Raw genomic sequence first — 25129 nt, 5'->3', positions numbered from 1 at the left:
CACTACGGGAAGACAGGCCATGGATGAGAGCAGACTGAATTTCACCCTCGGCGAATATGCGGCGCGGCTGCACAAGACGCGCACCGCAATGGCCGCGCGCGGCATCGATCTTCTGATCGTCAGCGATCCGTCCAACATGGCATGGCTGACGGGCTATGACGGCTGGTCGTTCTATGTCCATCAATGCGTCATCGTTCCCCCCGACGGGCCACCCTTGTGGTTCGGCCGGGGGCAGGATGCGAACGGCGCGCGCCGTACGGCATGGATCGGTGAGGACGCGATCCTCGGCTATCCCGACATCTACGTCCAGTCCACCGAACGACACCCGATGGGCTACCTGTCCACAATCCTGGCGCAGCGTGGCTGGGGCAAGCTGACCATCGGCGTCGAGATGGACAATTACTGGTTTTCCGCCGCCGCCTACGCGGCCCTGCAGGCCGGCCTGCCCAATGCCGGCTTCGTCGACGCCACCGCGCTGGTCAACTGGCAGCGCGCGATCAAGAGCCCGCAGGAAATCGAGTATATGCGCCGTGCGGCCCGGATCGTGGAGGCCATGCATCAGCGCATCTTCGAAAAGATCGAACCCGGGATGCGCAAATGCGACCTGGTGGCCGAAATCTATGATTCCGGCCTGCGCGGCGCCGGCGGCCATGGTGGCGATTATCCGGCCATCGTTCCGCTGCTGCCGTCGGGGGAAGACGCATCGGCGCCGCACCTGACCTGGGACGACCGTCCGATGCGCGACGGCGAGGGAACATTCTTCGAAATCGCGGGATGCTATCGCCGTTATCACTGCCCGTTGTCACGCACGGTCTTTCTGGGCAAGCCGACGCAGGCCTTTCTCGACGCCGAGAAAGCGACGCTGGAGGGCATGGAAGAAGGACTTGCCGCCGCACGGCCGGGCAACACCTGCGAAAATATCGCGAACGCCTTCTTCCGCGTCCTCAAACGATACGGCATCACCAAGGACAACCGGACGGGCTATCCGATCGGCCTGTCCTATCCCCCCGACTGGGGCGAGCGGACCATGAGCCTGCGCCCCGGCGACCGGACCGAGCTGCGCCCGGGCATGACCTTCCATTTCATGACCGGCCTGTGGCTGGACACGATGGGGTTCGAGACGACCGAAAGTATCCTGATCACCGATACCGGCCATGAATGCCTGGCCGACGTCCCCCGCAAGCTTTTCATCAAGAACTGATCCGACGATGACCGATACGCGCCTGCCCTCCCCGATCGCATCCACCGTTCCCTTCGACCGCGACGGCGTCCATCATGGTTTCCTGCGCCTGCCTTACAGCCGTGACGATTCCGCCTGGGGGTCGATCATGATTCCTCTGACGGTCGTCCGTAACGGCGATGGCCCGACGGCCCTGCTGACGGGCGGCAATCATGGCGACGAATATGAGGGCCCGATCGTCCTGTTCGACCTGGCGCGGACCCTGGCGGCCGAACATGTGCGCGGGCGCGTCATCATCGTCCCTGCCATGAACTATCCGGCTTTTCAGGCCGCGACCCGAACCTCGCCGATCGACCGGGGCAACATGAACCGGACCTTCCCCGGCCGCCCGGACGGAACGGTGACCGAGAAGATCGCCGATTATTTCCAGCGCACGCTGCTGCCGATGGCCGACATCGTCCTGGATTTCCATTCCGGCGGCCGGACGCTGGATTTCATTCCGTTCGCGGCGGCGCACGTCCTGCCGGACAAGGCGCAGGAAGAGCGGAGCTTCGCCGCCGTCGCGGCCTTCGGCGCCCCGTACGCCCTGCGGATGGTGGAGATCGACGCCCGCGGCATGTACGACAGCGCGGCCGAGGAGATGGGCAAGATCTTCGTTACCACCGAACTGGGCGGCGGCGGCACGTCCAGCGCCCGAACGGTGTCGATCGCCCGGCGCGGCGTCCTGAACGTCCTGCGCCATGCCGGCATCGTTCCCGGCCCGGTCGAGGCTGCGCCGACGCAATGGCTGGACATGCCCGGCGACGACAGCTTCCTGTTCGCCGAACAGGCCGGCCTGCTGGAACCCTGCGTCGACCTGCAAGCCGCTGTGGCCGCCGGCCAGGTGCTGGCGCGGATCCATACCATGGACCGCACCGGGGCCGCGCCCGTCGAACTGCGCGCGCGTCGCGACGGCATCCTGATCGCGCGGCATTTCCCCGGGCTGGTCAAGCCCGGAGACTGCGTGGCCGTCATCGGCGTTCCGGCGTGATTTCGGGGCCCCCTCGATGCAGCCCCTGATCCGGATCGCCGGCCTGTCGAAATCGTATGGATCGTCCCGTATTCTGGACAATCTGTCCCTCGATATTCCCGCCGGGCAGAAGGTGGCCCTGATCGGGCCGTCGGGATCGGGCAAGACAACGATCCTGCGTATCCTGATGACGTTGGAATCCATCGATTCCGGTCAGGTCGAAATCGGCGGCGCGCGGTTGTTCGACGAGACTGCGACCGGCCCCGCATACGTCGCCGAACGCCGCCTGCGGCCCATCCGCGCGCAGGTCGGCATGGTCTTCCAGCATTTCGGCCTGTTTCCACATCTGACGGTGGAGCGGAACATCGTGCTGCCGCAGATCCTCAATCGCGTCGCATCGGAACCCGAGGCCCGGCGCAAGGCGATGGAGCTTCTGGACCTGATGGGCCTGGCCGACAAGGCCGCGCACTATCCCGACCGCCTGTCGGGCGGTCAGAAACAGCGGGTGGCCATCGCGCGGGCGCTGGCGCTGCAGCCGCGCGTCATGCTGTTCGACGAACCGACCTCGGCCCTCGACCCGCTGCGCGTCAACGAGGTCCTGCAGGTCCTGCACGCGGTCGCCCGCACAACGGACATGACCATGCTGCTGGTGACCCATGAAATGTCGTTCGCCCGCAATTTCGCCGATCGCGTGCTGTTTTTCGACCATGGCCGCATCGTCGAGGACGGGCCGCCCGACGCCGTCTTCGACACCCCCCGCGACCCGCGGACCCAGGCCTTCCTGCGCCTGTCGAGCCAGGGGGAATGACCATGCCGCGCCTGAACCGGGAACGCCCGCATCGGGCACTGCTGGCAGGGCTGGCCCTGGCGACGCTGATCGTCGGCGCCCCGGCGGCCCGCGCCGACGACGTGGGATCAATGGCAGGATCGCCGTCTGGATCGCAATCGGGACGGGGCCTGACGACCCTGCGCCAGCGAGGTTTCGCACGCCTGGCGATGTCGAACGAACCCCCCTGGGCCGTCATCCGGGCCGATGGCAGCATTGGCGGGGCAGGTCCCGACCTGGTGCGCGCCGTCTTCCGGCGCATGGGGATTGACGACGTGCGGGGGGTGGTATCCAGCTACGGGGCCATGATTCCGGGCTTGATGGCCGGACGCAGCGACCTGATCGATTCCGGCATGTTCATGACGCCCGGCCGGTGCATGGCCGTCGCCTATTCCCAGCCCGACCTGTGCGACCGCGAGGCTCTGATCATGCAGCACAAGGGACGCCCCGGCCCACGATCCTACCGCGATGTCGCCGCCGACCCGAACCTGCTGATCGGCGTGCCCGCCGGTGGCAGCGAGGAACGGCTGGCCCTGACGGCGGGGGTCCCGCCCGCGCGGATCGTGCCCGTCCCCGATGGCCCCAGCGGCATGATCATGCTGGAGACCGGCCGCATCCAGATCTATTCGCTGCCGGCGATGTCCGGCCGCCATCTGCTGGATCTGTGGGGTACCAGGAGGTTCGACCTGATCCCGGCGGACGGTACGCCGGTCATGTGCGCGGGGGCCGCCTTTTCGCGTGACGCAACCGACCTGCGCGATGCCTACGACCGTGCGCTTGCCGCCCTGCAGGCCAACGGTGACTATGCCCGTCTCCTGACGCGATATGGGTTCGACCCCGCGCTGAGCCTGCATCGCACGCGGGCGGATTTGTGCGCCGCACCGCAACCGACGGCAGGGCCAAGACCATGACCGCGACCCTGATCGACCTGGCGGTCTCGATGGGGCGGGGGCTGGCGATTACAGCCTGGCTGACGATGGGCGGATGCGCCCTGGCTCTGGCCTGCGCCTTCCTGTTCGGTCTTGGCCGCGTGTCGGAACGGCGGGCGGTGCGCGCCATCAGCATCGGCTATATCGAACTGTTCCGCGGAACCTCGGTCTTCGTGCAGATCTTCTGGCTCTATTATGCGCTGCCGGCCTTCGGCATCCTGCTGTCGCCGATGGTGTCAGGCATCGTGGCGCTGGGCCTGAATGTCGGCGCCTACGGTGCGGAAATCGTCCGCAGTGCCGTCGGGGCAGTGGGACGGGACCAGGCCGAGGCCAGCACCGCCCTGAATCTGACGCGCTGGCAATCGCTACGCTACATCATCCTGCCGCAGGCCGTGCCACGCATGATTCCCGTCTTCGGCAACAATGCCGTGGAACTGCTGAAGGCGACGGCTATCGTCTCGCTGATCTCTCTCTCCGACATCACGTTCCAGGCCCAGCAATTCCGTATCCGCACCGGCCAGACGATCATGCCGTTCATCGTAACCCTGCTGCTCTATTTCATGCTGTATCTTCTGATCCTGCACGGCGTACGCCGTGCCGAACGGGCCTATGCCCTCCCCTCGGGGAACAGGCCGTCATGAGCTGGGACAGCCATTACGCCCTGCTTGCCCTGCCGGTCCTGGCACGCGGACTGTGGATAACCATCGTCGCGACGGTCCTGTCCTTTGCATTGGCGGCAGTCCTGGGCCTGCTGATCGTTCTGGCCGAAATGATCCCGTCGCGAACGGTCCGGACGCTGGTGCGCGGGTCGGAACATTTCATCCGCGGCACACCGCTGCTGGTGCAGTTGTTCTTTCTCTATTACGTGCTGCCCTATCTCGACGTGACCCTGCCCGCACTCGGCTGCGGAATCTTCGGCCTGGGCGTGCATTACGCGGCGTACCTGTCGCAAGTCTATCGCGCCGGGATCGCCGGCGTCCCCCCCTTGCAATGGGAAGCCGCGCGGGCCTGCAACCTGACGCGGACCCAGACCTGGGTTCATATCGTCCTGCCCCAGGCGCTCAAACCGTCATTTCCGGTCATGGGCAATTATCTGATCGCGTTGCTGAAGGAAACGCCGATCCTGTCCTCGATCACCATCATGGACATGATGGGAGAGGCCAACACGTTCGGGGATCTCCATTATCGTTATCTGGAGCCCGTGACCTTGGTGGGAATCCTGTTCCTGTCCATCGGCCTGCTGGCCCGCTGGGTGACAGGAACCGTCTATCGCCTGCTCTCGAACCCCGTTTGAAAGGGGGAGCGGCCGGCCCGACGCCCCGACGACGGCACATGGAATCAAAAATGGCGGCGCCCCCAGGGGGAACGCCGCCATTTCCGGATTCGTCGCCGTCACCGGGACGATCGCCTGGCCCGGCCGGACCGGTTGCCCCGTCCGGCCGGGCCCGGGACTTACTCCGCCTTCAGACCCACGGCGGAGGTCTTGCCGTTACGGCCCTTCTCCAGCTCGTAGCTGACGCTCTGTCCCTCGTTCAGGCTGCGCAGCCCGGCCTGCTCGACCGCGCTGATATGCACGAACACATCGCTGGAGCCGTCGGCCGGCTGGATGAAGCCGTACCCCTTCTCCGAGTTGAACCACTTTACGGTACCTGTCGCCATCGCAGGTCTCCTGATATTCGGGCTTCCACGCGAACATGCGTGGCATCGAGACTTTTCAAAATGGAGAGACCAGAACTTCGCCGAGCGGCTTGTGTGCGATCCTGCCGAGGCCAAAAAGTCCAGCCGCGCATCATGCTACAGACCTGCGCCCGGAATTGCACGCATCAATATTGCACAGCCGCCAACAATGTACATAGATAGGTTTTCTACCTAATCAGCCACGGGTCCTTCGACCATGCCGTTCCCAACCCTCTCCCCCGGCACCGCCCCCCAGGACGATGCCGCCGACCTGGCCGAAACCCTGCGCCCGACCCTGCACCGCCTCTATCGCCGGCTGCGGCGCGAGGACGGCGAAGCCGGCATTTCCCCCCTGCAGACCCTGCTGCTGACCGTCATCATGGACGAACCGGGGATCGGTGTCGCCGAACTGGCGCGCCGCGAGAATTTGCGCGGCCCTACGATCAGCGCACATGTCAAATCCCTGGTCACCGCGGGATTGCTGGACCGCGCGCCCTCGCCCCACGACCGGCGGCGGACCGGCCTTGCCGTCACCCCGCAGGGGCAGGCAGTCATCACCGCCCTGCGCCGGCGCCGCACCGACTGGCTGGCCGGCGCATTGGCGCGCCTGTCGCCGGACGCGCGCCAGGCGGTCCGCGCGGCCATCGGGCCGCTGGCCGAGATCGGCCAATGACGGCCACGTCCCCCCAGCCCGGCGACGCCGCGCCCGACGACACCCCGACCGATCCGGACGCCCCGACACGGGCGGAAATCCGCGCGGTGGTGCGCGGCCTGATGATCGTCCTGGCGCTGGGCGCGCTGGACCAGAGCATCGTGGCCACCGCCCTGCCCCGCATCGTCGGCGATCTGGGCGGCGTCACCCACATGTCCTGGATCGTGTCGGCCTATGTGCTGGCGTCGACCAGCGTCATGCCGCTCTATGGCAAGCTGGCCGACCAGTACGGGCGCAAGCCGGTCCTGACCGGATCCGTGCTGGCCTTCCTGCTGGGTTCGGTCCTATGCGGCGCAGCGCACAGCCTGCCTCAGATGATCCTGTTCCGCGCGATCCAGGGCCTGGGGGCGGGGGGGTTGATGCCCCTCACCCAGATCATCATCGGCGACCTGGTGCCCGTCGCCCGGCGCGGCCGGCGGCAGGGCATGGTGGCGTCCGTGTTCGCCCTGTGCAGCATCCTGGGACCGATCGCGGGCGGGGTCGTCACCGACCTGCTGTCGTGGCACTGGATCTTCTACCTCAACCTGCCGATTGGCACGGCCGCCCTGCTGGTCATCACGCGGGCGTTGCGACGGTTTCACCATCCGGTCCGCGCGCGCCGGATCGATTATCCCGGCGCGCTGCTGATGAGCGCGGCCACCACCGCCTTCCTGCTGGTCCTGACCCTGGGAGGGGTGGAATGGCCATGGGCGTCCCTGCCGACCGCAGGCCTGGCGGCGGCGGCTCTGCTGCTGCTGTTCCTGTTCGTCCGGCATATCCGGCGCGTGCCGGAGCCGGTCCTGCCGCCGGGCCTGTTCCACGACCGGCTGTTCGTCGTGGCCAGCCTGGTTCTGGCGTTGGCGTTCATGGGGCTGATGGGGGCGGGCCTGTTCTTTCCGCTGTTCTTCCAGCGGGTCATGGGGGTCAGCCCGTCGCATTCCGGCTTCCTGACCGGACCGCTGATGATCGGGGTCGTGGTCTCGTCGGTGATCAACGGGCGGGTGCTGCTGCGCTCGGGCCGCTACAAGCCGGCGCAGATCGGCGGCCTGACCCTGGCGCTGGCGGCCTTCGCCATCCTTGGCTGGGCCAGCGCCACCGCGCGCGGGCTGGGCGTGATCGAACCGGCGATGATGGCTCTGGGCCTCGGCCTCGGGCTGATCACGCCGAACATGACCATCGCCGTGCAGAATGCCCTGCCCGTCGCCCATCGCGGCGTCGGCACCGCGACATTGGCCTTCTTCCGGTCGCTGGGCGGACTGGCCGGCGTCGCCGGGGCCGGCGTCATCCTGGCCTGGAGCGTACCGCCCAGCGTGGGTTCCGGGCAGGATCCTGCCGCGATGATCGCGCTCTACCGCCACGCCATCGCCACGACCTTCCTGGTGGGCGCCGCGGTCATCGCCCTGTCGCTGGTCGCCATCCTGTTCCTGCCCGAACGTCCGCTGGCGACAGGGCGAACACCGCCCCCCGATTCCGGGACAGATCCTCAGGCGCCTCGTACCAGCAGATCGGCATAATCGGGATGGCGGCGGATATAGGCCGTAATGAACGAACAGCGCGACACCACCCGCATCCCCCGTCCCCGCGCTTCATCAAGGACAGCGCGCACCAGCGCCGATCCGATGCCGCGCCCCTCCAGCGCGGGTGGAACCGAGGTGTGGCCCAGCACCAGCCGCCCGCCCTCCACAGTGTAGGCCACGAACGCTACCCCGCCCTCGGCATGAAGCTCGAAGCGGTGGCGCACCGTATCGTCGATCAGGTCGGTCATAGCCGCCCCCTTTCTTGATCGATCCTGTCCTTTGCAACCTGTCCGCCCCGCTCCCTGGGTCAGCGTCAGTTCGCGCACGCGGGGCGAAGGTGCCGGGCGGCTTCGGAAACAAGGTGCGGATTGTCCCGCGCGAGGCTTCCGTCCTTCAGAAACTTGCCGTCTTCGAAGCCGATGCGTGTCGACCAGCGACGACGACGCGCAAGGTCCAGAAGGGGCCACACGGTTGCGTCGACGCCATGCAGAAGGATTGGCCGCCGTATGCCGTACTTCTCCAGGACAGCCGCAATCTCCTCTACAATGAGCCGGGCGGAAGGGAGTTCCTGCTCCTCGACTTCCACGAGAACGCGCAGCACGCCGTCGTGGTTACGGAGCTTGACGAACCGCTCGGCATCCGCGGCCGTCGCCAGGCCGGCCTCGATCCCTATATGCCGCTGCCGAAGCAGGTCCATGATGGCCGGCGCATCGGATTCCGAGAGATTGACGGACGCATAGTCGGGGGGATGCGTCCACGCCGCGATGCGGGCACGCGTCTGGTGTTCGTCGCCCTCGATCCATACCCCGGTGGACACACCCAGAAGCGTGCCGGGACAGGCTTTGCGAACCGCAAGGACAGTTTCATCGACGGCGGCAAGCCCTTCCCTGTCGGGCGTGACACGTGGATGGATATGGAGTTCGGCAGCGCCGGCCGAAAGACAGGCCGCGCCGTCGCGCGCCATATCCACGGCGGTGAGAGGCAGGGCGGGGTGAAAGCCCGCCGGGCGGGCGCCGTTGATACAGGCCTGTATGATCACGACACCCTCGAAAAAAGATGTCGCCGATCTATAGCGGAATCGCCTCCACCCGCGAAACCGCCCTTATGCCCCTGCCGCAGGATCACGAATCCACGAGCAGGATTGCGCCCCTGCCCGCCGGGACGCATGTCCGTTCCACACCACGGGAAAGGGCGCGTGTCATGCAGGTCAAGGACATCATGACGTCGCCGGCCATTGCGATTGATCCGTTCGAAACCATCGAAAAAGCCGCACGTCTGATGTTGTCCAACAAGATGAGCGGCGTGCCGGTCGTGACGTCGCAGGGGCAACTGGTCGGCATCCTGACCGAAGGCGACCTGCTGCGCCGCAGCGAACTGGGCACCGAGGGCATGCGGTCGTGGCTGGGGACGTTGCTGCGATCCCCCGGACGGGCGGCGGCGGATTATGTCCGCACCCATGGGCGCAAGGTCGGCGACGTGATGACAGCCGAGCCGATCGCCATCGCCGCCACATCCCCCATCGAGGACGCCGTGGACAAGATGATCCATCATCACGTCAAGCGGCTGCCGGTGCTCGACGGCGCACGGCTGGTGGGCATCCTGTCGCGTGCCGATATCCTGCGCGCATTGCTCCAGGCCCTGACGCCGCAGGAAAGCACGGCCGACGACGACAGCATCCGGGCCGCCATCCTTGAAGAATACCGCAACGAGCCACGCTGGGCCGGCCCTAGTTTCATCAACGTCCAGGTCCATAACGGGGTGGTGGAACTCAGCGGCGCGATCTTCGATTCCCGATTGCGGACGGCGGCCCGCGTGGCGGCGGAAAACGTGAAAGGCGTCGAATCCGTTATCGATCACCTGGTCTTCGTCGAACCGATGACGGGTACCACGATGCCGATGTAAAACGGGCGGGCACGCCTGGCGTTGTTCATTTCCTCGGATTGCGGCGGACACGACATCATGCTCAGGAAACAGAATATTCTTTTCGTCATCGCCGATGGCGAACACGCGCGTTTCGTGCAGGCGGACCACAATCGCGCCCTGCACAGCATCGCATCGTTCGACTCGGCGGCGGCGCACAAGCAATCATCCGATCTGGGCGACGACGCCCCGGGCGCCAGTTTCCACAGCGATGCCATCGCCCACCACGCCCTGGCCCCCCGCCACGACCTGCACACCCTGGAAAAGCAGAAATTCGCCCGACTGGTGGCGGCGCAGATCAATGCGCGCCAGACGATGGACGACGCGCTGGTGGTCGTGGCGCCCGCACGGACCAGCGCCATCATTACCCAGAACCTGGCCCCCGCGGTCGGCTGCCGGGTCATCGGCGTGCTGGACAAGGATCTGGTCAAGGTGCCCGACCATGAGCTGAAGGAGCACGTCGGCCGCTGGATGTGGTGATCGCGCCGGCTCGTCCATTCCTTAAAAACCCTGTCCCCCGGCCCCGAACTTTTGCCGGGGGGCCACGTTGTCGTCCCACGCGACACTCACAGCCTGTCCCGCAATCTCGGTCACGATGACACGGGGGTGATGGCCTTGTCGGACTTCCTGTCTCTGCATCCCCTGACGGCCTACGCGGCAGCGATCGCAGGCCTTCTCGTCCTCATCCTGGCCCTGTCGGCCATGACGGGCACGCGGCGCGTCGGCCCGGCGCGGGGGCGGTCCATGAACCTGCCGTTCGAATCCGGCATCCTTCCCGTGGGTTCGGCGCAGTTGCGCCTGCCAATACAATACTACCTGATCGCGATGTTCTTCGTCATCTTCGACGTGGAATCGGTTTTCCTGTTTTCCTGGGCTCCGGTCGCGACCGAGGCCGGATGGCGCGGATACGGCGCGATCGTCGTCTTCATTTTCTTCCTGGCGGCGGCGCTGGCCTATCTGTGGCGCGGCGGCGGGCTGGATTGGGGTCCGACGCCCCGCGTACGGCCGGACAGGGGATAGGGCATGCGCTGGACCATGACACCAGCAGGAGGGCCACCGGCAGCGGGCGGCCCGGAGACGGGCGGCGCGCCCCGGAGCGTGACCGAAACCATACGCCGCAACCTGGTCATGGGGCGACTTCAGGATTTCGTATCCTGGGGACAGAAGAATTCGATCTGGCCATTCAATTTCGGCCTGTCCTGCTGCTATGTCGAAATGGCGACGGCCTTTACCAGCAAATACGACATCGCCCGCTTCGGGTCCGAGGTACTGCGCGCCACCCCGCGCGAAGCCGACCTGATCGTGATCTCCGGCACCGTCTTCGTGAAGATGGCCCCGATCATCAAATATCTGTACGACCAGATGCTGGAACCGCGCTGGGTCATCTCGATGGGCTCGTGCGCCAATTCCGGCGGAATGTACGATATCTACAGCGTGGTGCAGGGCGTCGACAGCTTCCTGCCGGTCGATGTCTACGTCCCCGGCTGCCCCCCCCGGCCCGACGCGCTGCTGGAAGGGCTGATGCTGCTGCAACACTCCATCGCCACCCAGCGCCGGCCATTAAGCTGGATGATCGGCCCGCAGGGGATCGAGCGCGTGACCCCGCCCAGCCTGCGCGACATGAAGCGCGACGCACGACGGGCGGCGCGCGACCTGCGCACGCCCGACACGATCTGAGCGCCCGGGCCGATGAGCGTCGCCGCCCCGCCCCGCCCCGCCGACGCGCGCGACGCCACGATGCTGGCGCAGATATCCAACGCCGTTCCCCCCATCGTGCTGGCCGTCGAGCGCACGCGCGACGAGGTGCCGACCGTCTGGATCGCCCGGGAAAACCTGCACGGGGCAATGGCGCGGCTGCGGCAGCCGGAGGCTGACCTGCGCATGCTGTTCGACCTGACCGCGATCGACGAACGGCAGCGCACGCATCGGGCGGACCAGCCACCCAGCGCGTTCACGCTGGTCTATCACCTGTTGTCGTTTGCCGGGCCGGGCGACGAGCTGCGCCTGAAGGTGCCGCTGGGGGCCGACAGCCCGCATGCCCCCACGATCAGTGACCTGTGGCCGAACGCGAACTGGTACGAGCGCGAAGTCTGGGACCTGTTCGGCATCGTGTTCGACGGGCACCCGTTCCTGCGGCGCATCCTGACGCCGCCGACCTGGACCGGCCATCCGCTGCGCAAGGACCATTATGCCCGCGCCACCGAGATGCCGCCCTACAGCCTGACCGAAGACCAGGAATTCGCCGAGCAGGAGGCCCTGCGCTTCGACCCCGCCCAATGGGGCATGAAACGGCATTCCGCGCACAGCGACTTCATGTTCCTCAATCTCGGCCCCAACCACCCCAGCGTGCATGGCGTATTCCGAATCGTCCTGCAACTGGACGGCGAACGGATCGTGGACGCCGTGCCCGATATCGGCTTCCACCATCGCGGCGCCGAGAAAATGGGCGAACGCCAGTCCTGGCACAGCTTCATCCCCTATACCGACCGCGTCGATTACCTGGGCGGGGTGATGAACAATTTTCCCTATGTCATGGCGGTGGAAAAACTGGCCGGCATAAGCGTGCCCGACCGCGCGCAGATGATCCGCGTGATGCTGGCCGAACTGTTCCGCATTGCCAGCCATCTGGTGTTCTACGGCACCATGACGCAGGATGTCGGGCAATTGTCGCCCGTGTTCTACATGTTCAGCGACCGCGAACGGGTGTTCGAGATCATCGAGGCCATCTGCGGCTTTCGCATGCATCCCGCGTGGTTTCGCATCGGCGGCGTGGCGATGGATCTGCCCCGGGGCTGGGACGGGCTGGTCCGCGCCTTTCTGGACTACCTGCCCCGCCGCCTGGACGAATACGACAAGATGGTGATGCGCAACGGCATCTTTCGCGCGCGCACCAGGGGCGTGGGCGCCTATACGGTGCGCGAGGCCGTGGAATGGGGCGTGACCGGCCCCGGCCTGCGCGCCTGCGGGCTGGAATGGGATTATCGCCGCCAGGCGCCCTATGCCTGCTACGACCAGCTGGAATTCGATATCCCGACCGCCGCGAACGGCGATTGCCACGACCGCGTCGTCGTGCATATCGCCGAAATCCGCCAGAGCCTGCGCATCATCCGCCAGTGCGTGGACAACATGCCGGCCGGCCCCATCAAGGCCGACCATCCGCTGACCACGCCGCCGCCCCGCGCGCGGACGATGCATGACATCGAAACGCTGATCCATCATTTCCTGAACGTCAGCTGGGGGCCGGTCATTCCGGCGGGCGAGGCCCGCGCCTGCGTCGAGGCCACCAAGGGACTGAACAGCTACCATCTGGTCAGCGACGGCGGGACGATGTCCTACCGCACCCGCATCCGCACGCCGTCCTTCCCGCATCTGCAGATGATCCCACTGATCAGCCGGGGCACCATGATCGCGGACCTGATCGCCATCATCGGCAGCATTGATTTCGTGATGGCCGATGTCGACCGCTGACGCCCCCCTGCCGCCGGACCTGCGGGCCGACATCGCGGCCATGGCGGCGGCCGAGGACCATCCGCGCATGGCGGCCGTCCCCGCCCTGATGGCGGTGCAGGCGCGCCTGGGCTGGGTCAGCGACGCGCATCTGGCCGACGTCGCCGGACTGCTGGGCCTGTCGCCGGCCGACCTCGACGGGGTCGCCACCTTCTTCAACCTCGTCTTCCGCCGGCCGGTCGGCCGCCACGTCATCCTGATGTGCGACAGCGTGTCGTGCTGGATCATGGGGCGCGACGCCCTGTGCGCGCGCCTGTGCGACCGGCTGGGCATCCGGCCGGGCCAGACGACGGCGGACGGGGCGGTCACGCTGCTGCCCATCGTCTGCCTGGGCCATTGCGACCACGCCCCCGCCATGCTGGTCGACCGAACGCTGCATGGCGACCTTGATGAAGCGGGGATCGACCGGATCGCGGACACCCTGGTCGCGGACACATCACGGGGACCGCCCACATGACCGAACGGCCGCTGACCGCCATGATCGACCCCGCCGCCGGGCCGCCCGACTGCGCCGCATACGGCCGGTCGGGCGGCTGGCGGGCAGTGCGCGCGGCCCTGCGGGACATGACGCCGGATGCGGTCATCGACGTCGTGACGCGTTCGACCCTGCGCGGACGCGGCGGGGCGGGGTTCGGGACCGGCCAGAAATGGAGCTTCGTGCCCAAGGAGCCGGCCGCCACCCGCCGCAAATACCTGATCGCCAACGCCGACGAGATGGAGCCCGGCACCTTCAAGGACCGGCTGCTGATGGAAGGCAATCCGCTGCAACTGATCGAGGGCATGATCGTCGCGGGCTACGCCATCCAGGCCGGCCACGGGGTGATCTTCCTGCGCGGCGAATACCATCTGGCGCTGGAGCGCCTGACCCGCGCCATCGCCGACGCGCGCGCCACCGGATGGCTGGGCGCGGACATCCTGGGGTCCGGCTTCGGGTTCGACATCCATGTCCATTCCAGCGGCGGGCGCTATATCTGCGGCGAGGAAACGGCGCTGCTGACCGCGCTGGAAGGCAAGCGCGCGCAGCCGCGCAGCAAGCCGCCCTTCCCGCAGGTCGGCGGCCTGTGGGGCGCGCCCAGCGTCGTCAACAATGTCGAAACCCTGTGCAACGTGCCGCATATCGTCGCCAACGGCGCGGAGTGGTTCCGCGCGCTGGGCCTCGGCCCCGATGGCGGGACCAAGCTGTATGGCGTCAGCGGGCGCGTCCGCCGGCCCGGGACCTGGGAACTGCCGATGGGCACCCCCCTGCGCGAGATCATCGAACAGCATGCCGGCGGCATGCGCGACGGCTACGCGCTGCGCGCGCTGCTGCCGGGCGGGGCATCCACCGCCTTCCTCGACGCCGGGCAACTCGACGTGGCGATGGAGTACGGCGCGGTGGAAAAGGCCGGCAGCCGGCTGGGCACCGGCCAGGCCATCCTGCTGGACGATCGGACCTGCCCGATCGGCATGCTGCAGAATCTGGAACATTTCTTCGCCCAGGAATCCTGTGGCTGGTGCACGCCCTGCCGCGACGGGCTGCCGTGGGTCGAACGGCTGCTGGCGGCGATCGAGGACGGCACCGGCGAGGCCGAGGACCTGGACCGCCTGGCCGACCATGCCCGCCTGCTGGGGCCGATGGGCCGCACCTTCTGCGCGCATGCGCCGGGTGCGATGGCGCCGCTGGCCAGCGGGCTGCGCCTGTTCCGCGCGGACTTCGAGGCCCACATCCACCAGCGCGGCTGCCCGCTGCGCCAGGCCGCATAGGGGGACGCCGGGCGATGGCGACGATCCATATCGACGGCCGCCCCTTCCCCGCCCGGCCGGGCGAAAACCTGCTTCAGGCGTGCCTCGAGGCCGGGGCCGACCTGCCCTATTTCTGCTGGCATCCCGAACTGGGGTCGGTCGGCGCGTGCCGGCAATGCGCCGTGCGGCAATACAGCGGCCCCGACGACCGCACCGGCCGCATCGTCATGGCCTGCATGACGCCGGTGACCGACGGCGCGATCCTCTCCATCGACGATGCCGAAGCCCGCGAATTCCGCGCCAGCGTCGTGGAATGGCTGATGACCAATCACCCGCACGACTGCCCGGTCTGCGCGGAAGGCGGCGAATGCCACCTCCAGGACATGACGGTGATGACCGGCCACGCCGTCCGCCGCTATCGCTTCACCAAGCGCACCCATCGCAACCAGGATCTCGGCCCCTTCGTCAATCACGAGATGAACCGCTGCATCGCCTGCTATCGCTGCGTACGGTTCTATCGCGACTATGCGGGCGGTGAAGATCTGGCGGCCTTCGCCACCCATAACGACGTCTATTTCGGCCGCCATGCCGACGGCGCGCTGGAAAACGGCTTCAGCGGCAATCTGGTGGAAATCTGCCCGACCGGGGTGTTCACCGACAAGCCGTTCTCGGCGGTCTACAGCCGCAAATGGGACCTGCGGGGCGCGCCTTCGGTCTGCACGCATTGCGCCGTGGGCTGCAACACCATCGTCAATGCGCGGCAGGACACCACGCGACGGGTGCTCAACCGCTACCACGACGCGGTCAACCGGTATTTTCTGTGCGACCGGGGGCGCTTCGGCCATGGCTTCATCGCGGCGCCGTCCCGCCTGCGCGCCCCCCTGGCCCGGATCGACGGCCGCCCGACACCGGTGCCGGTGCAGGACGCCCTGCGCCGCTTCCAGATGATGGCGCAGGACGGGCCGGTGGTGGGCATCGGATCGACCCGCGCATCGCTGGAATCGAATTTCGCGCTGCGTACCCTGGCCGGGCCGGCGCGGTTTTCGACCGGCATGGCCGAGCCGGAGCACGGGCTTACCCGTCTGGTCGCCGACCTGCTGCGCACCACTCCCGCGCGCAACCCCACCCTGCATGAGATGGAATCGGCCGACGCCGTGCTGATCCTGGGCGAGAACGTCACCGTCACCGCCCCCCGCGCCGGCCTGGCGCTGCGGCAAGCGGTGCGGCAGGCCACCTTCGATATCGCCGATGCCGCGCGCATCCCGCGCTGGATGGACGCCGCCGTCCGCACCCTGGGGTCGGAGGCGCGCTCGCCGCTGTTCATCGCCACCCCCGGCCCGACCGATCTGGACCCGATCGCGCGCGCCACCTCTCGCGCCGCGCCGGACGACATCGCCCGCCTGGGCTTCGCCATCGCGCACAGCCTCGACCCCACGGCCCCCGAGGTCGCCGACCTGCCGGAAGACGCGGCCCGGCTGGCCGCCGACATCGCGGCGACCCTGCGCGCCGCCGCCCGCCCGCTGATCGTGGCCGGCACCCAGTACGGCACGGCGGCGCTGCCGCAGGCGGCGGCCGCCATCGCCACCGCCCTGGCGGCGCATGGCGTCGACGCCGCGCTGTCGCTGGTCCTGCCGGACTGCGACAGCATGGGGCTGGCGCTGATGGACGGGCTGTCGCTGGACGCCGTGCGCGCGCTGGCGCGGGACGGCGGGATCGGCACGCTGGTGGTGATGGAAAACGACCTCAGCCGCCGGCTGGACCCGGCGGCGCTGGACGCCCTGCTGGCCGCCGTGCCGCATCTGGTGGTCATCGACCATACCGCGACCCCGCTGTCCGCCCGGGCCGACCTGATCCTGCCGTCGGCCACCTTCGCCGAGTGCGGCGGCACCCTGGTCAGCACCGAAGGGCGCGCACAACGCTTCCTGCAGGTTCTGTTCCCCGACCTGCCCCTGCAGGCCGGCTGGCGCTGGGCGCGCGACCTGGCCCAGGCGGCAGACCCCGGGAAGGCCCCCGACTGGCAGGATCTGGACGATATCATCGCCGCCATCGCGGCCGCGACCCCGTCCCTGGCCCCGATCGGCCGGGCCGCGCCCGATGCCGCCTATCGCCTGGACGGCGCGCGCCTCCGCAGCGAACCGCCGCGCATCAGCGGCCGCACCGCCGTGCGGGCCAATATCAGCGTCCGCGACCGCCCGCCCCCGGCGGCGCCGGACACGCCGCTGGCGCCGACGATGGAGGGCGCGTACGGCCCCGCCACCCCTGGCGCCCTGGTCCCCTATTACCAGGCGCCGGGCTGGAATTCGGTCCAGTCCCTGAACCGCTTCCAGCAGGAGATCGGCGGCCCGATGCGCGGCGGCGACGCGGGCGTGCGCCTGCTGGACGGGGACGGAACCCCGCGCCCCCGCCCCGCCTACGCCACCGCCATCCCCGCCCCCTTCGCCCCCCGCGCGGGGGAAATCCTGCTGCTGCCCGAACCCCGCCTGTTCGGGACCGAGGAACTCAGCAGCCTGTCGCCCCCCGTCGCCGCCCGCGTCGAAGCCGCCGCGCTGCGCATCGCCGATGACAGTGGCACCGCGCCCACGATCGCATTGCGCCTGGATGGCCAGTCGGTGGTCCTGCCCGTCATCCGCGACCCGGCCCTGCCGCCGGGCATCGCCTTGTGCCCGCCGCACATGGCCCTGCGCGCCTTCACCGCCCCCGCCTGGGCGATCGTCCAGCCTGACGGGGGAGATGCGCCATGACGCCCCCGCCCCTGGTCGTCATCGCCGCCACGCTGGTCGTGCTGCTGGGGCTGGCGACGATGCTGACATGGGTGGAGCGCCGGCTGCTGGGCCTGTGGCAGGACCGCTACGGCCCCAACCGCGTCGGGCCGGGCGGCCTGTTCCAGGCGGTGGCCGACGGGATCAAGATCCTGTTCAAGCAGGACTGGATTCCCCCATTCGCCGACCGGCCGGTCTTCGTCCTGGCGCCGGCCATCGGCATGATGACGGTCCTGCTGGCCTTCGGGGTCATTCCCGTCACCGCGTTGTGGAGCATCGCCGGCGACCTGAATGTCGGCCTGCTGTTCGTGTTCGCCACCATGGGGCTGGGGGTCTATTCCGTGGTGCTGGCGGGCTGGGCGTCGAACAGCAAGTACGCGCTGCTGGGCGGCATGCGGGCGGCAGCGCAGATGATCAGCTACGAAGTGTTCATGGGCCTGTCGACATTGGGCGTCGTCATGACGACGGGCTCTTTCAGCTTGCGCGACATCGTGCAGGCGCAAGCGGGCCTGTGGTTCGTCATCCCGCAATGCCTGGGCTTCGTGGTGTTCCTGATGGCCGGAATCGCGGAAACCCACCGACTGCCCTTCGATCTGCCGGAAGGCGAGAACGAACTGGGCGCGGGCTTCCACACCGAATACTCAGGCATGAAGTTCGGGATGTTCTTCCTGAGCGAATATGCCGGCATCGTCCTGGTCTCGGCCCTGGTGACGACGTTGTACCTGGGCGGCTGGCAGGGGCCGGTGCTGCCGCCGGCCCTGTGGTTCGCCGCCAAGACCGGCGCGCTGGTCTGCCTGTTCATCCTGTTGCGGGCCGCCCTGCCGCGTCCGCGCTACGACCAGCTGATGGCGCTGGGGTGGAAAATTCTGCTGCCGCTGTCGCTGCTCAACATCGTCGCGACGGGCGCGGTGCTGCTGCTGCGCGCGCCGGGCTGAGGGGGGACGTGCCATGTTCGGAATTCTGCGTACCCTGTGGCTGACGTTCCTGCATATGGGCCATCGGCGCGTCACCGTGGGCTATCCGGAAACCAGACCCGCCCTGCCGCCCCGCTATCGCGGGCGGATCATCCTGTCGCGCGATCCCGACGGACTGGAACGCTGTGTGGCGTGCAACCTGTGCGCGGTGGCCTGCCCGGTGGATTGCATCAGCCTGCAGAAGGCCGAACAGGACGGACGCTGGTATCCGGAATATTTCCGGATCAATTTTTCCCGCTGCATCTTCTGCGGATTCTGCGAGGAAGCCTGCCCGACCTACGCCATCCAGCTGACCCCGGATTTCGAGATGAGCGAATATGTCCGCCCGAACCTGGTCTATGAAAAGGAAGACCTGCTGATCAGCGGTACCGGGAAATATCCCGACTACAGCTTCTATCGCGTCTCGGGCGTGGAAATCCCCGGCAAGGACAAGGGTGAGGCCGAACGCGAGCAGCCGCCCGTCGATGTGCGCAGCCTGCTGCCATGACCGCCAACCTGCCCTTCCTGCTGTCGGCCCTGGTGGCGGTCTGGGCCACGTTCATGGTGGTGACGCGCGCGGTCGCGATCCACGCGCTGCTGTACCTGGTGGTGGCGCTGCTGGCGCTGGCCTGCGTCTTCGACGTGCTGGGCGCGCCGTTCGCCGCGATTCTGGAGGTCATCGTCTATGCCGGCGCCATCATGGTGCTGTTCGTGTTCGTGGTCATGATGCTCAATCTCGGCCGGCCGGACAGCCTGCGCGAAAACACCTGGATCGCGCCGCGCATCTGGATCGGGCCGGGGCTGCTGGCCGCGCTGCTGCTGGCGGCGCTGGCCGATGCCCTGGTGATGGCCGCCCCCGGCGGCGGGCGGATCGCCGTCATCGACACGCGGCAGGTCGGACTGGCGCTGTACGGGCCTTATGTCCTGATGGTGGAACTGGCGTCGTTCCTGCTGCTGGCCGGCCTGGTCAGCGCCTTTCGCATCGGCCGGCATATACGCGACGAGGACGCGCCATGACCGCCACCCCGGCCCAGGCCCTGCTGCTGGCCAGCATGCTGTTCGCGCTGGGCCTGCTGGGCGTGCTGGTACGGCGCAACCTGCTGTTCATGCTGATGTCGATCGAAATCATGCTCAACGCCGCCGCCCTGGCCTTCGTCGCCGCCGGCATGCGCTGGCACGCCGCCGATGGTCAGGTCATGTTCATGATGATCCTGGCGCTGGCCGCCGCCGAGGCCGCCGTGGGGCTGGCGATCTTGCTGCGCCTGCATGCCGCCGGCCGCCCGACGCTGGACGCCGATACCGGCAATCGCCTGAAGGGATAAGGGATCATGCTTGCCCTGCTGCCGCCGCTGATCGTCCTGTGCCCGCTGGCGGCCGCCACGATCCTGCTGCTGTCGGCCGGGCGCATGCCGCCCCCAGCGGCCCGGGTGCTGGCCGCAGGCGCCGTGGGGCTGGCGGCGGCGCTGACCCTGTGGCTGGCCGTGCTCTTCCTGTCGGCGCCGCCGCCCACCTACCGGCTGGACGTCGTGCTGTGGCACTGGATGCGCGTCGGCGGCTTCGACGCCCGCATCGCCTTCACGCTCGACCCGCTGTCGCTGGTGATGATGCTGGTGGTGACCGGGGTGGGATTCCTGATTCATCTCTATGCCTGCGGCTACATGCGCGGCGATCCGGACGTGGCGCGCTTCTTCGCCTGCATGACGCTGTTCGTCGCCGCGATGCTGGTACTGGTGCTGTCGTCCGACCTGCTGTGCCTGTATATCGGCTGGGAAGGGGTAGGGCTGTGTTCCTACCTGCTGATCGGCTTCTGGTATGCCGAGGCCGCGAACGGTGCGGCCGCACGCAAGGCCTTCATCGTCACGCGCATCGGCGACGCGGCGCTGCTGTGCGGCCTGCTGCTGCTGGCCACCCGGATCGGCGGGCTGGATATCGCGACACTGCTGCAACCTGGCCACCTCGGCGGCGGCCCGGTGGCCGAGGCCGCCGCCGCCCTGCTGCTGGGCGGCGCGCTGGCCAAATCGGCGCAGGTGCCGTTCCAGGTCTGGCTGCCGGACGCCATGGCCGGCCCCACGCCGGTGTCGGCGCTGATCCACGCCGCGACCATGGTCACCGCCGGGGTCTACCTGATCGCGCGGCTTCACCCGCTGTTCCTGGCCGCGCCGACGGTGATGGCCGCCACCGCCGTGCTGGGGCTGGTGACGCTGCTGCTGGCGGCCGGCAGCGCGCTGGCGCAGACCGACATCAAGCGCATCCTGGCTTTTTCGACGATCAGCCAGTTGGGCTACATGTTCCTCGCCCTGGGCACCGGCGCATGGGGGGCGGCGATCTTCCATCTGGTGACGCACGCCATCTTCAAGGCGCTGCTGTTCATGGCGGCGGGCGCGGTCATTTTGCGCGTGCATCACCAGCAGGACATCTTCCGCATGGGTGGGCTGGGTCGCGCGATGCCGGGCGTGTTCGCCGCGTTCGCGGCCGGGGCGGCGGCGCTGGCCGGCCTGCCGCTGGTCACCGCCGGGTTCTACAGCAAGGAAGCGATATTGCAGCAGGCGTGGCACGCCGCCCCCCTGCTGTGGGCGGGGGCGCTGCTGGGGGCCTTCCTGACCGCGCTCTATATCTCGCGCTGTCTCCTCATCGTGTTCCTGGGGCCGGTCCGCACCGCGCCCACGGGCCGGACCGAGGCGTCGATGGCCATCCCGCTGGCCGGACTGTCGGTGCTGGCGCTGACCGGCGGGCTGATCGAGATGCCCAATGCCATCGCGCCCGTGCACCTGCTGTTCCGCCTGCTGGCACCCGTGCTCGGCCCCCCGACGGCCGAGGATGCTGAAGGGGGCGCCGGATTGCTGCTGGCCGGAGCGCTGGCGCCGCTGGCGGGCATCGCCGTGGCTTGGGGGCTGTGGCGTCCACGTGCCGGGGCCATCGCCCCCGCTGATGATGGGCTGGCGCGCGGGGCGCGTGCCGGCTGGGGGTTCGACGCCATCTACGGGCTGCTGCTGGTCCGGCCGTTCCTGGCATTGGGGTGGCTGAACCGCCGCGACCTGTTCGACCGCGTGCCCGACCTGCTGGCCGCAGCAACGCGATGGGGGGCGCGGCTGCTGGGCCGCATGCAGGACGGGCGGGTCCGGCGCTATGCCGGCTGGATCGCCGCCGGGACGGTCGCCGCGCTGTGCCTGGCGGTGCGGCCATGATGACGCTGTATGGCCTGGTGCTGCTGCCGTTGCTGGGCGCCGCCGTGGCCTGGCTGACCGGCCGGGCCTCGCCGCGCGCGCCCTGGCCCGTCGCGGTCGCGACCCTGGTGCTGCTGGCCGCCCTGCTGGCCTACATCACCTGGGCCGTGCCGGCGGGGGGCGGGCCGTGGCTGGCGCATGTCTCCGCCCCGTGGATTCCCGCACTGGGCATCACCTTGCGCTGCGACATGGACGGGCTGAGCCTGGTGCTGCTGTGGCTGACGGTCGTGCTGTCCTTTCCCTGCGTCCTGCTGGCGTCGCGCGATATTGCGGACACGCCCGGCACGTTCCATGCCCTGCTGCTGGCGACCATCGCCGGCGTCGACGGCGTGTTCATCGCCACCGACCTGTTCCTGTTCTTCTTCTTCTGGGAACTGATGCTGGTGCCGCTGTATGTGCTGATCACCGTCTGGGGGCACGAGGACAGGACCCGCGCCGCCTTCAAATTCTTCCTGTTCACGCAGGGCAGCGGGCTGCTGATGCTGCTGTCGATCCTGGGCCTGGTGTTCGTGCACCAGCACCAGACCGGCATCCTGACCTTCGATTATTTCGCCCTGGCCACCACCCATCTGTCGCCCGTGCTGGCGATGGGGCTGATGCTGGGTTTCTTCGTCGCCTTCGCAGTGAAGCTGCCGGTGGTGCCGCTGCATGTCTGGCTGCCCGACACCCACACCCAGGCCCCGACGGCCGCCAGCGTGCTGCTGGCGGGGGTGCTGCTCAAAACCGGGGGATACGGGCTGATCCGCTTCGTCGTGCTGCTGTTTCCCGACGCGGCGGCACGCTTCGCGCCGGTGGCCCTGGCGCTGGGCGCACTGGGCATCCTGTATGGGGCGTGGCTGTCGCTGGTGCAGGACGACATCAAGCGGCTGATCGCCTACAGCAGCGTCAGCCACCTGGGCTTCGTCCTGCTGGGCGTGTTCTCGGCCTCGCCGCTGGGCATGACCGGGGCGGTGGTACAGATGGTGGCCCACGGGCTGAGCACCGGGGCCCTGTTCGTCATCGCCGGCGCGTTGCAGGACCGGCTGCACACCCGCGACATGCGCCGCATGGGCGGGTTGTGGCCGGCGCTGCCGCATCTGTCCTCGGTCGGTCTGGTCTTCGCCATCGCATCGCTGGGCCTGCCGGGGCTGGGCAATTTCGTCGGCGAATTCCTGGTGCTGCTGGCCACCTGGCGCATCAGCCCGCCGATCGCGATCCTGGGGGCGGCGGGACTGGTGCTGTCGGCGCTCTATGCGCTGACGATGGTCGGCCGCGCCTTCCTCGGCCCCCCACCCGGCGACGGCTGGCCCGCCCTGCCGGATTTCGGGGTGCGGCACATGGCGGTGCTGGGGGCCGCGATGGCGCTGCTGCTGGTGCTGGGCCTGTATCCGCAGCCGGTGCTCGACCTGTCGCTGCCCGCGCCCCTGCCCCATTCCGCCCTACCCTGGGGGCCGCGCCCATGATCGCCACCCTGATGGCCGCCGCCCTGCCCCCCGCCCTGGCCGAGGTGCCGATGCCGGTGCTGGTCCTGGCGGCGGGCATCCTGATCCTGCTGCTGGCCATCGCCTGTCGCCGGTCGGGTCCGGGCGGGGCCGGCAGCGAAACCGGGGCCGGGACGGTGGCCGCGGCGCTCATCGCGGCGGCCACTCTCGGCCTCGCCTTCGCCGGCCTGTGGTCCCCCCCGCCGCCGCAGGCCGCCGACATGGCGCGGCTGTTTGCGGCCGATGCCTGGTTCGCCTATGGCGCCGGGCTGATCCTGCTGTCGTCGGGCGGCATCCTGGCGATGTCCTGGCGACGCATGGCCGGCGAACGCGCGGACGAGGCCCATCTGCTGTTGCTGCTGGGCACGCTGGGCGCGATCGTCGTCGCCGGCAGCGCCAATGCCGTCGCGTTCTTCGTGGGCCTGGAAATCCTCAGCCTGTCGCTGCTGGGACTGATCGCCTATCGCCCCCGCCTGCCCGACGCCCTCGAGGCCGCGATGAAATATCTGGTGCTGGCCGGCACCTCCTCGGCGATCCTGCTGTTCGGCCTGGCCCTGGCCTATGCCGAAACCGGCGACCTGCGCTTCACCGCCCCGCTGGCGGCCAACCCGGCCGAACCGGCGCTGGCCACGGCGGCGACGCTGCTGGTGCTGACGGGCCTGTTCTTCAAGCTGTCGGCCGCCCCCTTCCACCTGTGGCTGGCGGATGTGCTGGACGGCGCGCCGATACCGGTCGCGGCCTTCATCGCCGTGGTCTCGAAGATCGCGCTGTTCGTGGCCCTGGCCCGCTATTTCGCGATGACCGACCTGACCGGCACGGCCCTGCCCGCCCAGGACCTGGCGGTGGTCGCGGTGCTGAGCATGGTCGGCGGCAATCTGCTGGCGTTCGGCCAGACCAACCTGAAGCGCCTGCTCGCGGGCTCGTCCATCGCCCATATCGGCTATCTGCTGGTGGCGCTGCTGTCGGCGGGGCCGTTCGGCGCGGGCAGCGCCGCGTTCTACCTGGCGGCCTATGCGGCGGCCACCCTGGGCGCGTTCGCCGCCCTGGGCGCGGTGCCGGATCATCCGGACCTGGCATCGTGGCGCGGCATGTTTCACCGCCGGCCCGCCGTGGCGCTGGCCCTGTCGGTCATGCTGGCGTCGCTGGCGGGCATTCCCCCGGCCGTCGGCTTCTTCGCCAAGGCCTATATCGTGGCGGCCGGCATGTCGGCCCACCGGATGGTGCTTCTGACCGCGCTGATCGTCAGCAGCATCATCGGATTGTGCTACTACCTGAACGTCGCCCGGGTCATGATGACGCCCGCCCCCGAAGCCGCCGCCCCGGCCGGGGCGACCCTGCCGGGGACGACCGTCCTGCTGGGGGCACTGGCGCTGGCGACCCTGCTGGTCGGCCTGTTCCCCGGGCCCCTGGTCCAGCGCACCACGGGGCTGTTCCTGCCCGCGGCGCCGGGTGGGGAAACCGCCGCGCGCTCTCACGACATTCTGTACGCCGGCGCCCCGCCGCCGAGGCCACGCCTCTTGCGGTAGCCCCGTCCTGTCCCATTTTTTCTTTATGCCAACTGCCGAAAGCAATGATGCAGTTGGGGCAGTTCGGGCTTTGCCCGAACCCACCAGGACCTGAGGCCCTGGACCCCGATCAGGCCGGTGTACCCAGTCCGGCCTTTGGCGAGGCGTGGCCCCGACGAGTCATTCGTGACGCGGACTGGTATTATATTCACGAGGCATCGCAATCGTCGGCGCGCACGCGATGCGGGAG

General features: G+C 68.6%; 26 protein-coding genes. 23 read left to right on the top strand and 3 right to left on the bottom strand.

The genetic code is table 11. The features are described 5' to 3' along the window. Positions 1–19 precede the first annotated feature (19 nt). The 6 genes from doeA to ehuD are packed head-to-tail and all read left to right on the top strand — an operon-like array spanning position 20 to position 5238. Complete coding sequence (gene doeA, locus HLH34_RS02940; RefSeq protein ID WP_183118113.1) at positions 20–1201, top strand: ectoine hydrolase DoeA; 1182 nt, start codon at positions 20–22, stop codon at positions 1199–1201. 7 nt (positions 1202–1208) lie between these two features. Beyond that, positions 1209–2210 carry a N(2)-acetyl-L-2,4-diaminobutanoate deacetylase DoeB gene (gene doeB, locus HLH34_RS02935; RefSeq protein WP_183118112.1) on the top strand — a complete coding sequence of 334 codons (1002 nt, stop codon included), beginning with the start codon at positions 1209–1211 and terminating at the stop codon, positions 2208–2210. 16 nt (positions 2211–2226) lie between these two features. Then, positions 2227–2997: an amino acid ABC transporter ATP-binding protein gene (locus HLH34_RS02930; protein WP_280527467.1), complete on the top strand. Its 771-nt coding sequence runs from the start codon at positions 2227–2229 to the stop codon at positions 2995–2997. 2 nt (positions 2998–2999) lie between these two features. After that, entirely contained in the window at positions 3000–3926 is a 927-nt protein-coding gene (gene ehuB, locus HLH34_RS02925; RefSeq protein ID WP_183118111.1) for an ectoine/hydroxyectoine ABC transporter substrate-binding protein EhuB, read from the top strand. After that, complete coding sequence (gene ehuC, locus HLH34_RS02920; RefSeq protein ID WP_183118110.1) at positions 3923–4585, top strand: ectoine/hydroxyectoine ABC transporter permease subunit EhuC; 663 nt, start codon at positions 3923–3925, stop codon at positions 4583–4585. The genes ehuB and ehuC overlap by 4 nt, the downstream gene beginning before the upstream one ends. Further along, positions 4582–5238, top strand: a complete 657-nt coding sequence (ehuD, locus tag HLH34_RS02915) for an ectoine/hydroxyectoine ABC transporter permease subunit EhuD (protein WP_183118109.1) — start codon at positions 4582–4584, stop codon at positions 5236–5238. The genes ehuC and ehuD overlap by 4 nt, the downstream gene beginning before the upstream one ends. 158 nt (positions 5239–5396) lie before the next feature. Here the strand turns inward: ehuD and HLH34_RS02910 are convergent, their stop codons facing one another. Next, the gene (locus HLH34_RS02910) at positions 5397–5603 is read right to left on the bottom strand and encodes a cold-shock protein (protein WP_183118108.1); all 207 of its coding nucleotides are present in this window, start codon (positions 5601–5603) and stop codon (positions 5397–5399) included. Between the two features lie 235 nt (positions 5604–5838). Between HLH34_RS02910 and HLH34_RS02905 the strand changes: the two genes are divergently transcribed. Then, complete coding sequence (locus HLH34_RS02905) at positions 5839–6294, top strand: MarR family winged helix-turn-helix transcriptional regulator (protein ID WP_183118107.1); 456 nt, start codon at positions 5839–5841, stop codon at positions 6292–6294. Next, complete coding sequence (locus HLH34_RS02900; protein WP_183118106.1) at positions 6291–7826, top strand: MDR family MFS transporter; 1536 nt, start codon at positions 6291–6293, stop codon at positions 7824–7826. Before HLH34_RS02905 ends, HLH34_RS02900 begins: the two co-directional genes overlap by 4 nt. Here the strand turns inward: HLH34_RS02900 and HLH34_RS02895 are convergent. Next, entirely contained in the window at positions 7796–8077 is a 282-nt protein-coding gene (locus tag HLH34_RS02895) for a GNAT family N-acetyltransferase (protein ID WP_183118105.1), read from the bottom strand. The genes HLH34_RS02900 and HLH34_RS02895 overlap by 31 nt on opposite strands. A gap of 65 nt (positions 8078–8142) precedes the next feature. Then, positions 8143–8868: a 3-keto-5-aminohexanoate cleavage protein gene (locus HLH34_RS02890; protein ID WP_183118104.1), complete on the bottom strand. Its 726-nt coding sequence runs from the start codon at positions 8866–8868 to the stop codon at positions 8143–8145. 161 nt (positions 8869–9029) lie between these two features. On the opposite strand from HLH34_RS02890, the gene HLH34_RS02885 reads away from it, so the two are divergent. From HLH34_RS02885 to HLH34_RS02815, 15 genes are all read left to right on the top strand, one after another. Next, positions 9030–9731, top strand: a complete 702-nt coding sequence (locus tag HLH34_RS02885) for a CBS domain-containing protein (protein ID WP_183118103.1) — start codon at positions 9030–9032, stop codon at positions 9729–9731. Between the two features lie 57 nt (positions 9732–9788). Further along, positions 9789–10229, top strand: coding sequence for a host attachment protein (locus HLH34_RS02880; RefSeq protein WP_183118102.1), 441 nt, complete (start codon positions 9789–9791; stop codon positions 10227–10229). Between the two features lie 129 nt (positions 10230–10358). Further along, positions 10359–10769 carry an NADH-quinone oxidoreductase subunit A gene (locus HLH34_RS02875; RefSeq protein ID WP_183118101.1) on the top strand — a complete coding sequence of 137 codons (411 nt, stop codon included), beginning with the start codon at positions 10359–10361 and terminating at the stop codon, positions 10767–10769. A 3-nt stretch (positions 10770–10772) separates the two neighbouring features. Then, complete coding sequence (locus HLH34_RS02870; protein WP_373318551.1) at positions 10773–11426, top strand: NADH-quinone oxidoreductase subunit B; 654 nt, start codon at positions 10773–10775, stop codon at positions 11424–11426. 12 nt (positions 11427–11438) lie between these two features. After that, complete coding sequence (gene nuoC / locus HLH34_RS02865) at positions 11439–13217, top strand: NADH-quinone oxidoreductase subunit C/D (RefSeq protein ID WP_183118099.1); 1779 nt, start codon at positions 11439–11441, stop codon at positions 13215–13217. Beyond that, a complete protein-coding gene (gene nuoE / locus HLH34_RS02860) occupies positions 13204–13713 on the top strand; it encodes an NADH-quinone oxidoreductase subunit NuoE (protein ID WP_183118098.1) in 510 nt (169 codons plus the stop codon). The genes nuoC and nuoE overlap by 14 nt, the downstream gene beginning before the upstream one ends. Further along, the gene (gene nuoF, locus HLH34_RS02855) at positions 13710–14999 is read left to right on the top strand and encodes an NADH-quinone oxidoreductase subunit NuoF (RefSeq protein ID WP_183118097.1); all 1290 of its coding nucleotides are present in this window, start codon (positions 13710–13712) and stop codon (positions 14997–14999) included. Before nuoE ends, nuoF begins: the two co-directional genes overlap by 4 nt. Before the next feature lie 14 nt (positions 15000–15013). Continuing rightward, the gene (gene nuoG, locus HLH34_RS02850) at positions 15014–17719 is read left to right on the top strand and encodes an NADH-quinone oxidoreductase subunit NuoG (RefSeq protein WP_183118096.1); all 2706 of its coding nucleotides are present in this window, start codon (positions 15014–15016) and stop codon (positions 17717–17719) included. Then, a complete protein-coding gene (gene nuoH / locus HLH34_RS02845; RefSeq protein WP_183118095.1) occupies positions 17716–18672 on the top strand; it encodes an NADH-quinone oxidoreductase subunit NuoH in 957 nt (318 codons plus the stop codon). The genes nuoG and nuoH overlap by 4 nt, the downstream gene beginning before the upstream one ends. A 13-nt stretch (positions 18673–18685) precedes the next feature. Then, the gene (gene nuoI, locus HLH34_RS02840) at positions 18686–19198 is read left to right on the top strand and encodes an NADH-quinone oxidoreductase subunit NuoI (protein WP_183118094.1); all 513 of its coding nucleotides are present in this window, start codon (positions 18686–18688) and stop codon (positions 19196–19198) included. Further along, entirely contained in the window at positions 19195–19707 is a 513-nt protein-coding gene (nuoJ, locus tag HLH34_RS02835; RefSeq protein WP_183118093.1) for an NADH-quinone oxidoreductase subunit J, read from the top strand. The genes nuoI and nuoJ overlap by 4 nt, the downstream gene beginning before the upstream one ends. Then, on the top strand, positions 19704–20012 hold the full coding sequence (gene nuoK / locus HLH34_RS02830; RefSeq protein WP_183118092.1) for an NADH-quinone oxidoreductase subunit NuoK: 309 nt from the start codon (positions 19704–19706) through the stop codon (positions 20010–20012). The genes nuoJ and nuoK overlap by 4 nt, the downstream gene beginning before the upstream one ends. A 6-nt stretch (positions 20013–20018) precedes the next feature. After that, on the top strand, positions 20019–21875 hold the full coding sequence (nuoL, locus tag HLH34_RS02825) for an NADH-quinone oxidoreductase subunit L (RefSeq protein ID WP_183118091.1): 1857 nt from the start codon (positions 20019–20021) through the stop codon (positions 21873–21875). Next, positions 21872–23356 carry a complex I subunit 4 family protein gene (locus HLH34_RS02820; RefSeq protein WP_183118090.1) on the top strand — a complete coding sequence of 495 codons (1485 nt, stop codon included), beginning with the start codon at positions 21872–21874 and terminating at the stop codon, positions 23354–23356. The genes nuoL and HLH34_RS02820 overlap by 4 nt, the downstream gene beginning before the upstream one ends. Next, positions 23353–24900: an NADH-quinone oxidoreductase subunit N gene (locus HLH34_RS02815; protein ID WP_244959578.1), complete on the top strand. Its 1548-nt coding sequence runs from the start codon at positions 23353–23355 to the stop codon at positions 24898–24900. Before HLH34_RS02820 ends, HLH34_RS02815 begins: the two co-directional genes overlap by 4 nt. The last annotated feature ends 229 nt before the right edge of the window (positions 24901–25129 follow it).

The organism is Gluconacetobacter azotocaptans (assembly GCF_014174355.1).
Lineage (GTDB): Bacteria > Pseudomonadota > Alphaproteobacteria > Acetobacterales > Acetobacteraceae > Gluconacetobacter > Gluconacetobacter azotocaptans.
Note: the sequence above shows the minus strand (reverse complement) of the source record. Positions and strands in the feature narration are given on the sequence as shown.

Bases quoted from the DNA above. Each gene is read 5' to 3' on its own strand.
- doeA (WP_183118113.1), top strand. From the start codon at position 20: ATGGATGAGAGCAGACTGAATTTCACCCTCGGCGAATATGCGGCGCGG.
- doeB (WP_183118112.1), top strand. From the start codon at position 1,209: ATGACCGATACGCGCCTGCCCTCCCCGATCGCATCCACCGTTCCCTTC.
- HLH34_RS02930 (WP_280527467.1), top strand. From the start codon at position 2,227: ATGCAGCCCCTGATCCGGATCGCCGGCCTGTCGAAATCGTATGGATCG.
- ehuB (WP_183118111.1), top strand. From the start codon at position 3,000: ATGCCGCGCCTGAACCGGGAACGCCCGCATCGGGCACTGCTGGCAGGG.
- ehuC (WP_183118110.1), top strand. From the start codon at position 3,923: ATGACCGCGACCCTGATCGACCTGGCGGTCTCGATGGGGCGGGGGCTG.
- ehuD (WP_183118109.1), top strand. From the start codon at position 4,582: ATGAGCTGGGACAGCCATTACGCCCTGCTTGCCCTGCCGGTCCTGGCA.
- HLH34_RS02910 (WP_183118108.1), bottom strand. From the start codon at position 5,603: ATGGCGACAGGTACCGTAAAGTGGTTCAACTCGGAGAAGGGGTACGGC.
- HLH34_RS02905 (WP_183118107.1), top strand. From the start codon at position 5,839: ATGCCGTTCCCAACCCTCTCCCCCGGCACCGCCCCCCAGGACGATGCC.
- HLH34_RS02900 (WP_183118106.1), top strand. From the start codon at position 6,291: ATGACGGCCACGTCCCCCCAGCCCGGCGACGCCGCGCCCGACGACACC.
- HLH34_RS02895 (WP_183118105.1), bottom strand. From the start codon at position 8,077: ATGACCGACCTGATCGACGATACGGTGCGCCACCGCTTCGAGCTTCAT.
- HLH34_RS02885 (WP_183118103.1), top strand. From the start codon at position 9,030: ATGCAGGTCAAGGACATCATGACGTCGCCGGCCATTGCGATTGATCCG.
- HLH34_RS02880 (WP_183118102.1), top strand. From the start codon at position 9,789: ATGCTCAGGAAACAGAATATTCTTTTCGTCATCGCCGATGGCGAACAC.
- HLH34_RS02875 (WP_183118101.1), top strand. From the start codon at position 10,359: ATGGCCTTGTCGGACTTCCTGTCTCTGCATCCCCTGACGGCCTACGCG.
- HLH34_RS02870 (WP_373318551.1), top strand. From the start codon at position 10,773: ATGCGCTGGACCATGACACCAGCAGGAGGGCCACCGGCAGCGGGCGGC.
- nuoC (WP_183118099.1), top strand. From the start codon at position 11,439: ATGAGCGTCGCCGCCCCGCCCCGCCCCGCCGACGCGCGCGACGCCACG.
- nuoE (WP_183118098.1), top strand. From the start codon at position 13,204: ATGTCGACCGCTGACGCCCCCCTGCCGCCGGACCTGCGGGCCGACATC.
- nuoF (WP_183118097.1), top strand. From the start codon at position 13,710: ATGACCGAACGGCCGCTGACCGCCATGATCGACCCCGCCGCCGGGCCG.
- nuoG (WP_183118096.1), top strand. From the start codon at position 15,014: ATGGCGACGATCCATATCGACGGCCGCCCCTTCCCCGCCCGGCCGGGC.
- nuoH (WP_183118095.1), top strand. From the start codon at position 17,716: ATGACGCCCCCGCCCCTGGTCGTCATCGCCGCCACGCTGGTCGTGCTG.
- nuoI (WP_183118094.1), top strand. From the start codon at position 18,686: ATGTTCGGAATTCTGCGTACCCTGTGGCTGACGTTCCTGCATATGGGC.
- nuoJ (WP_183118093.1), top strand. From the start codon at position 19,195: ATGACCGCCAACCTGCCCTTCCTGCTGTCGGCCCTGGTGGCGGTCTGG.
- nuoK (WP_183118092.1), top strand. From the start codon at position 19,704: ATGACCGCCACCCCGGCCCAGGCCCTGCTGCTGGCCAGCATGCTGTTC.
- nuoL (WP_183118091.1), top strand. From the start codon at position 20,019: ATGCTTGCCCTGCTGCCGCCGCTGATCGTCCTGTGCCCGCTGGCGGCC.
- HLH34_RS02820 (WP_183118090.1), top strand. From the start codon at position 21,872: ATGATGACGCTGTATGGCCTGGTGCTGCTGCCGTTGCTGGGCGCCGCC.
- HLH34_RS02815 (WP_244959578.1), top strand. From the start codon at position 23,353: ATGATCGCCACCCTGATGGCCGCCGCCCTGCCCCCCGCCCTGGCCGAG.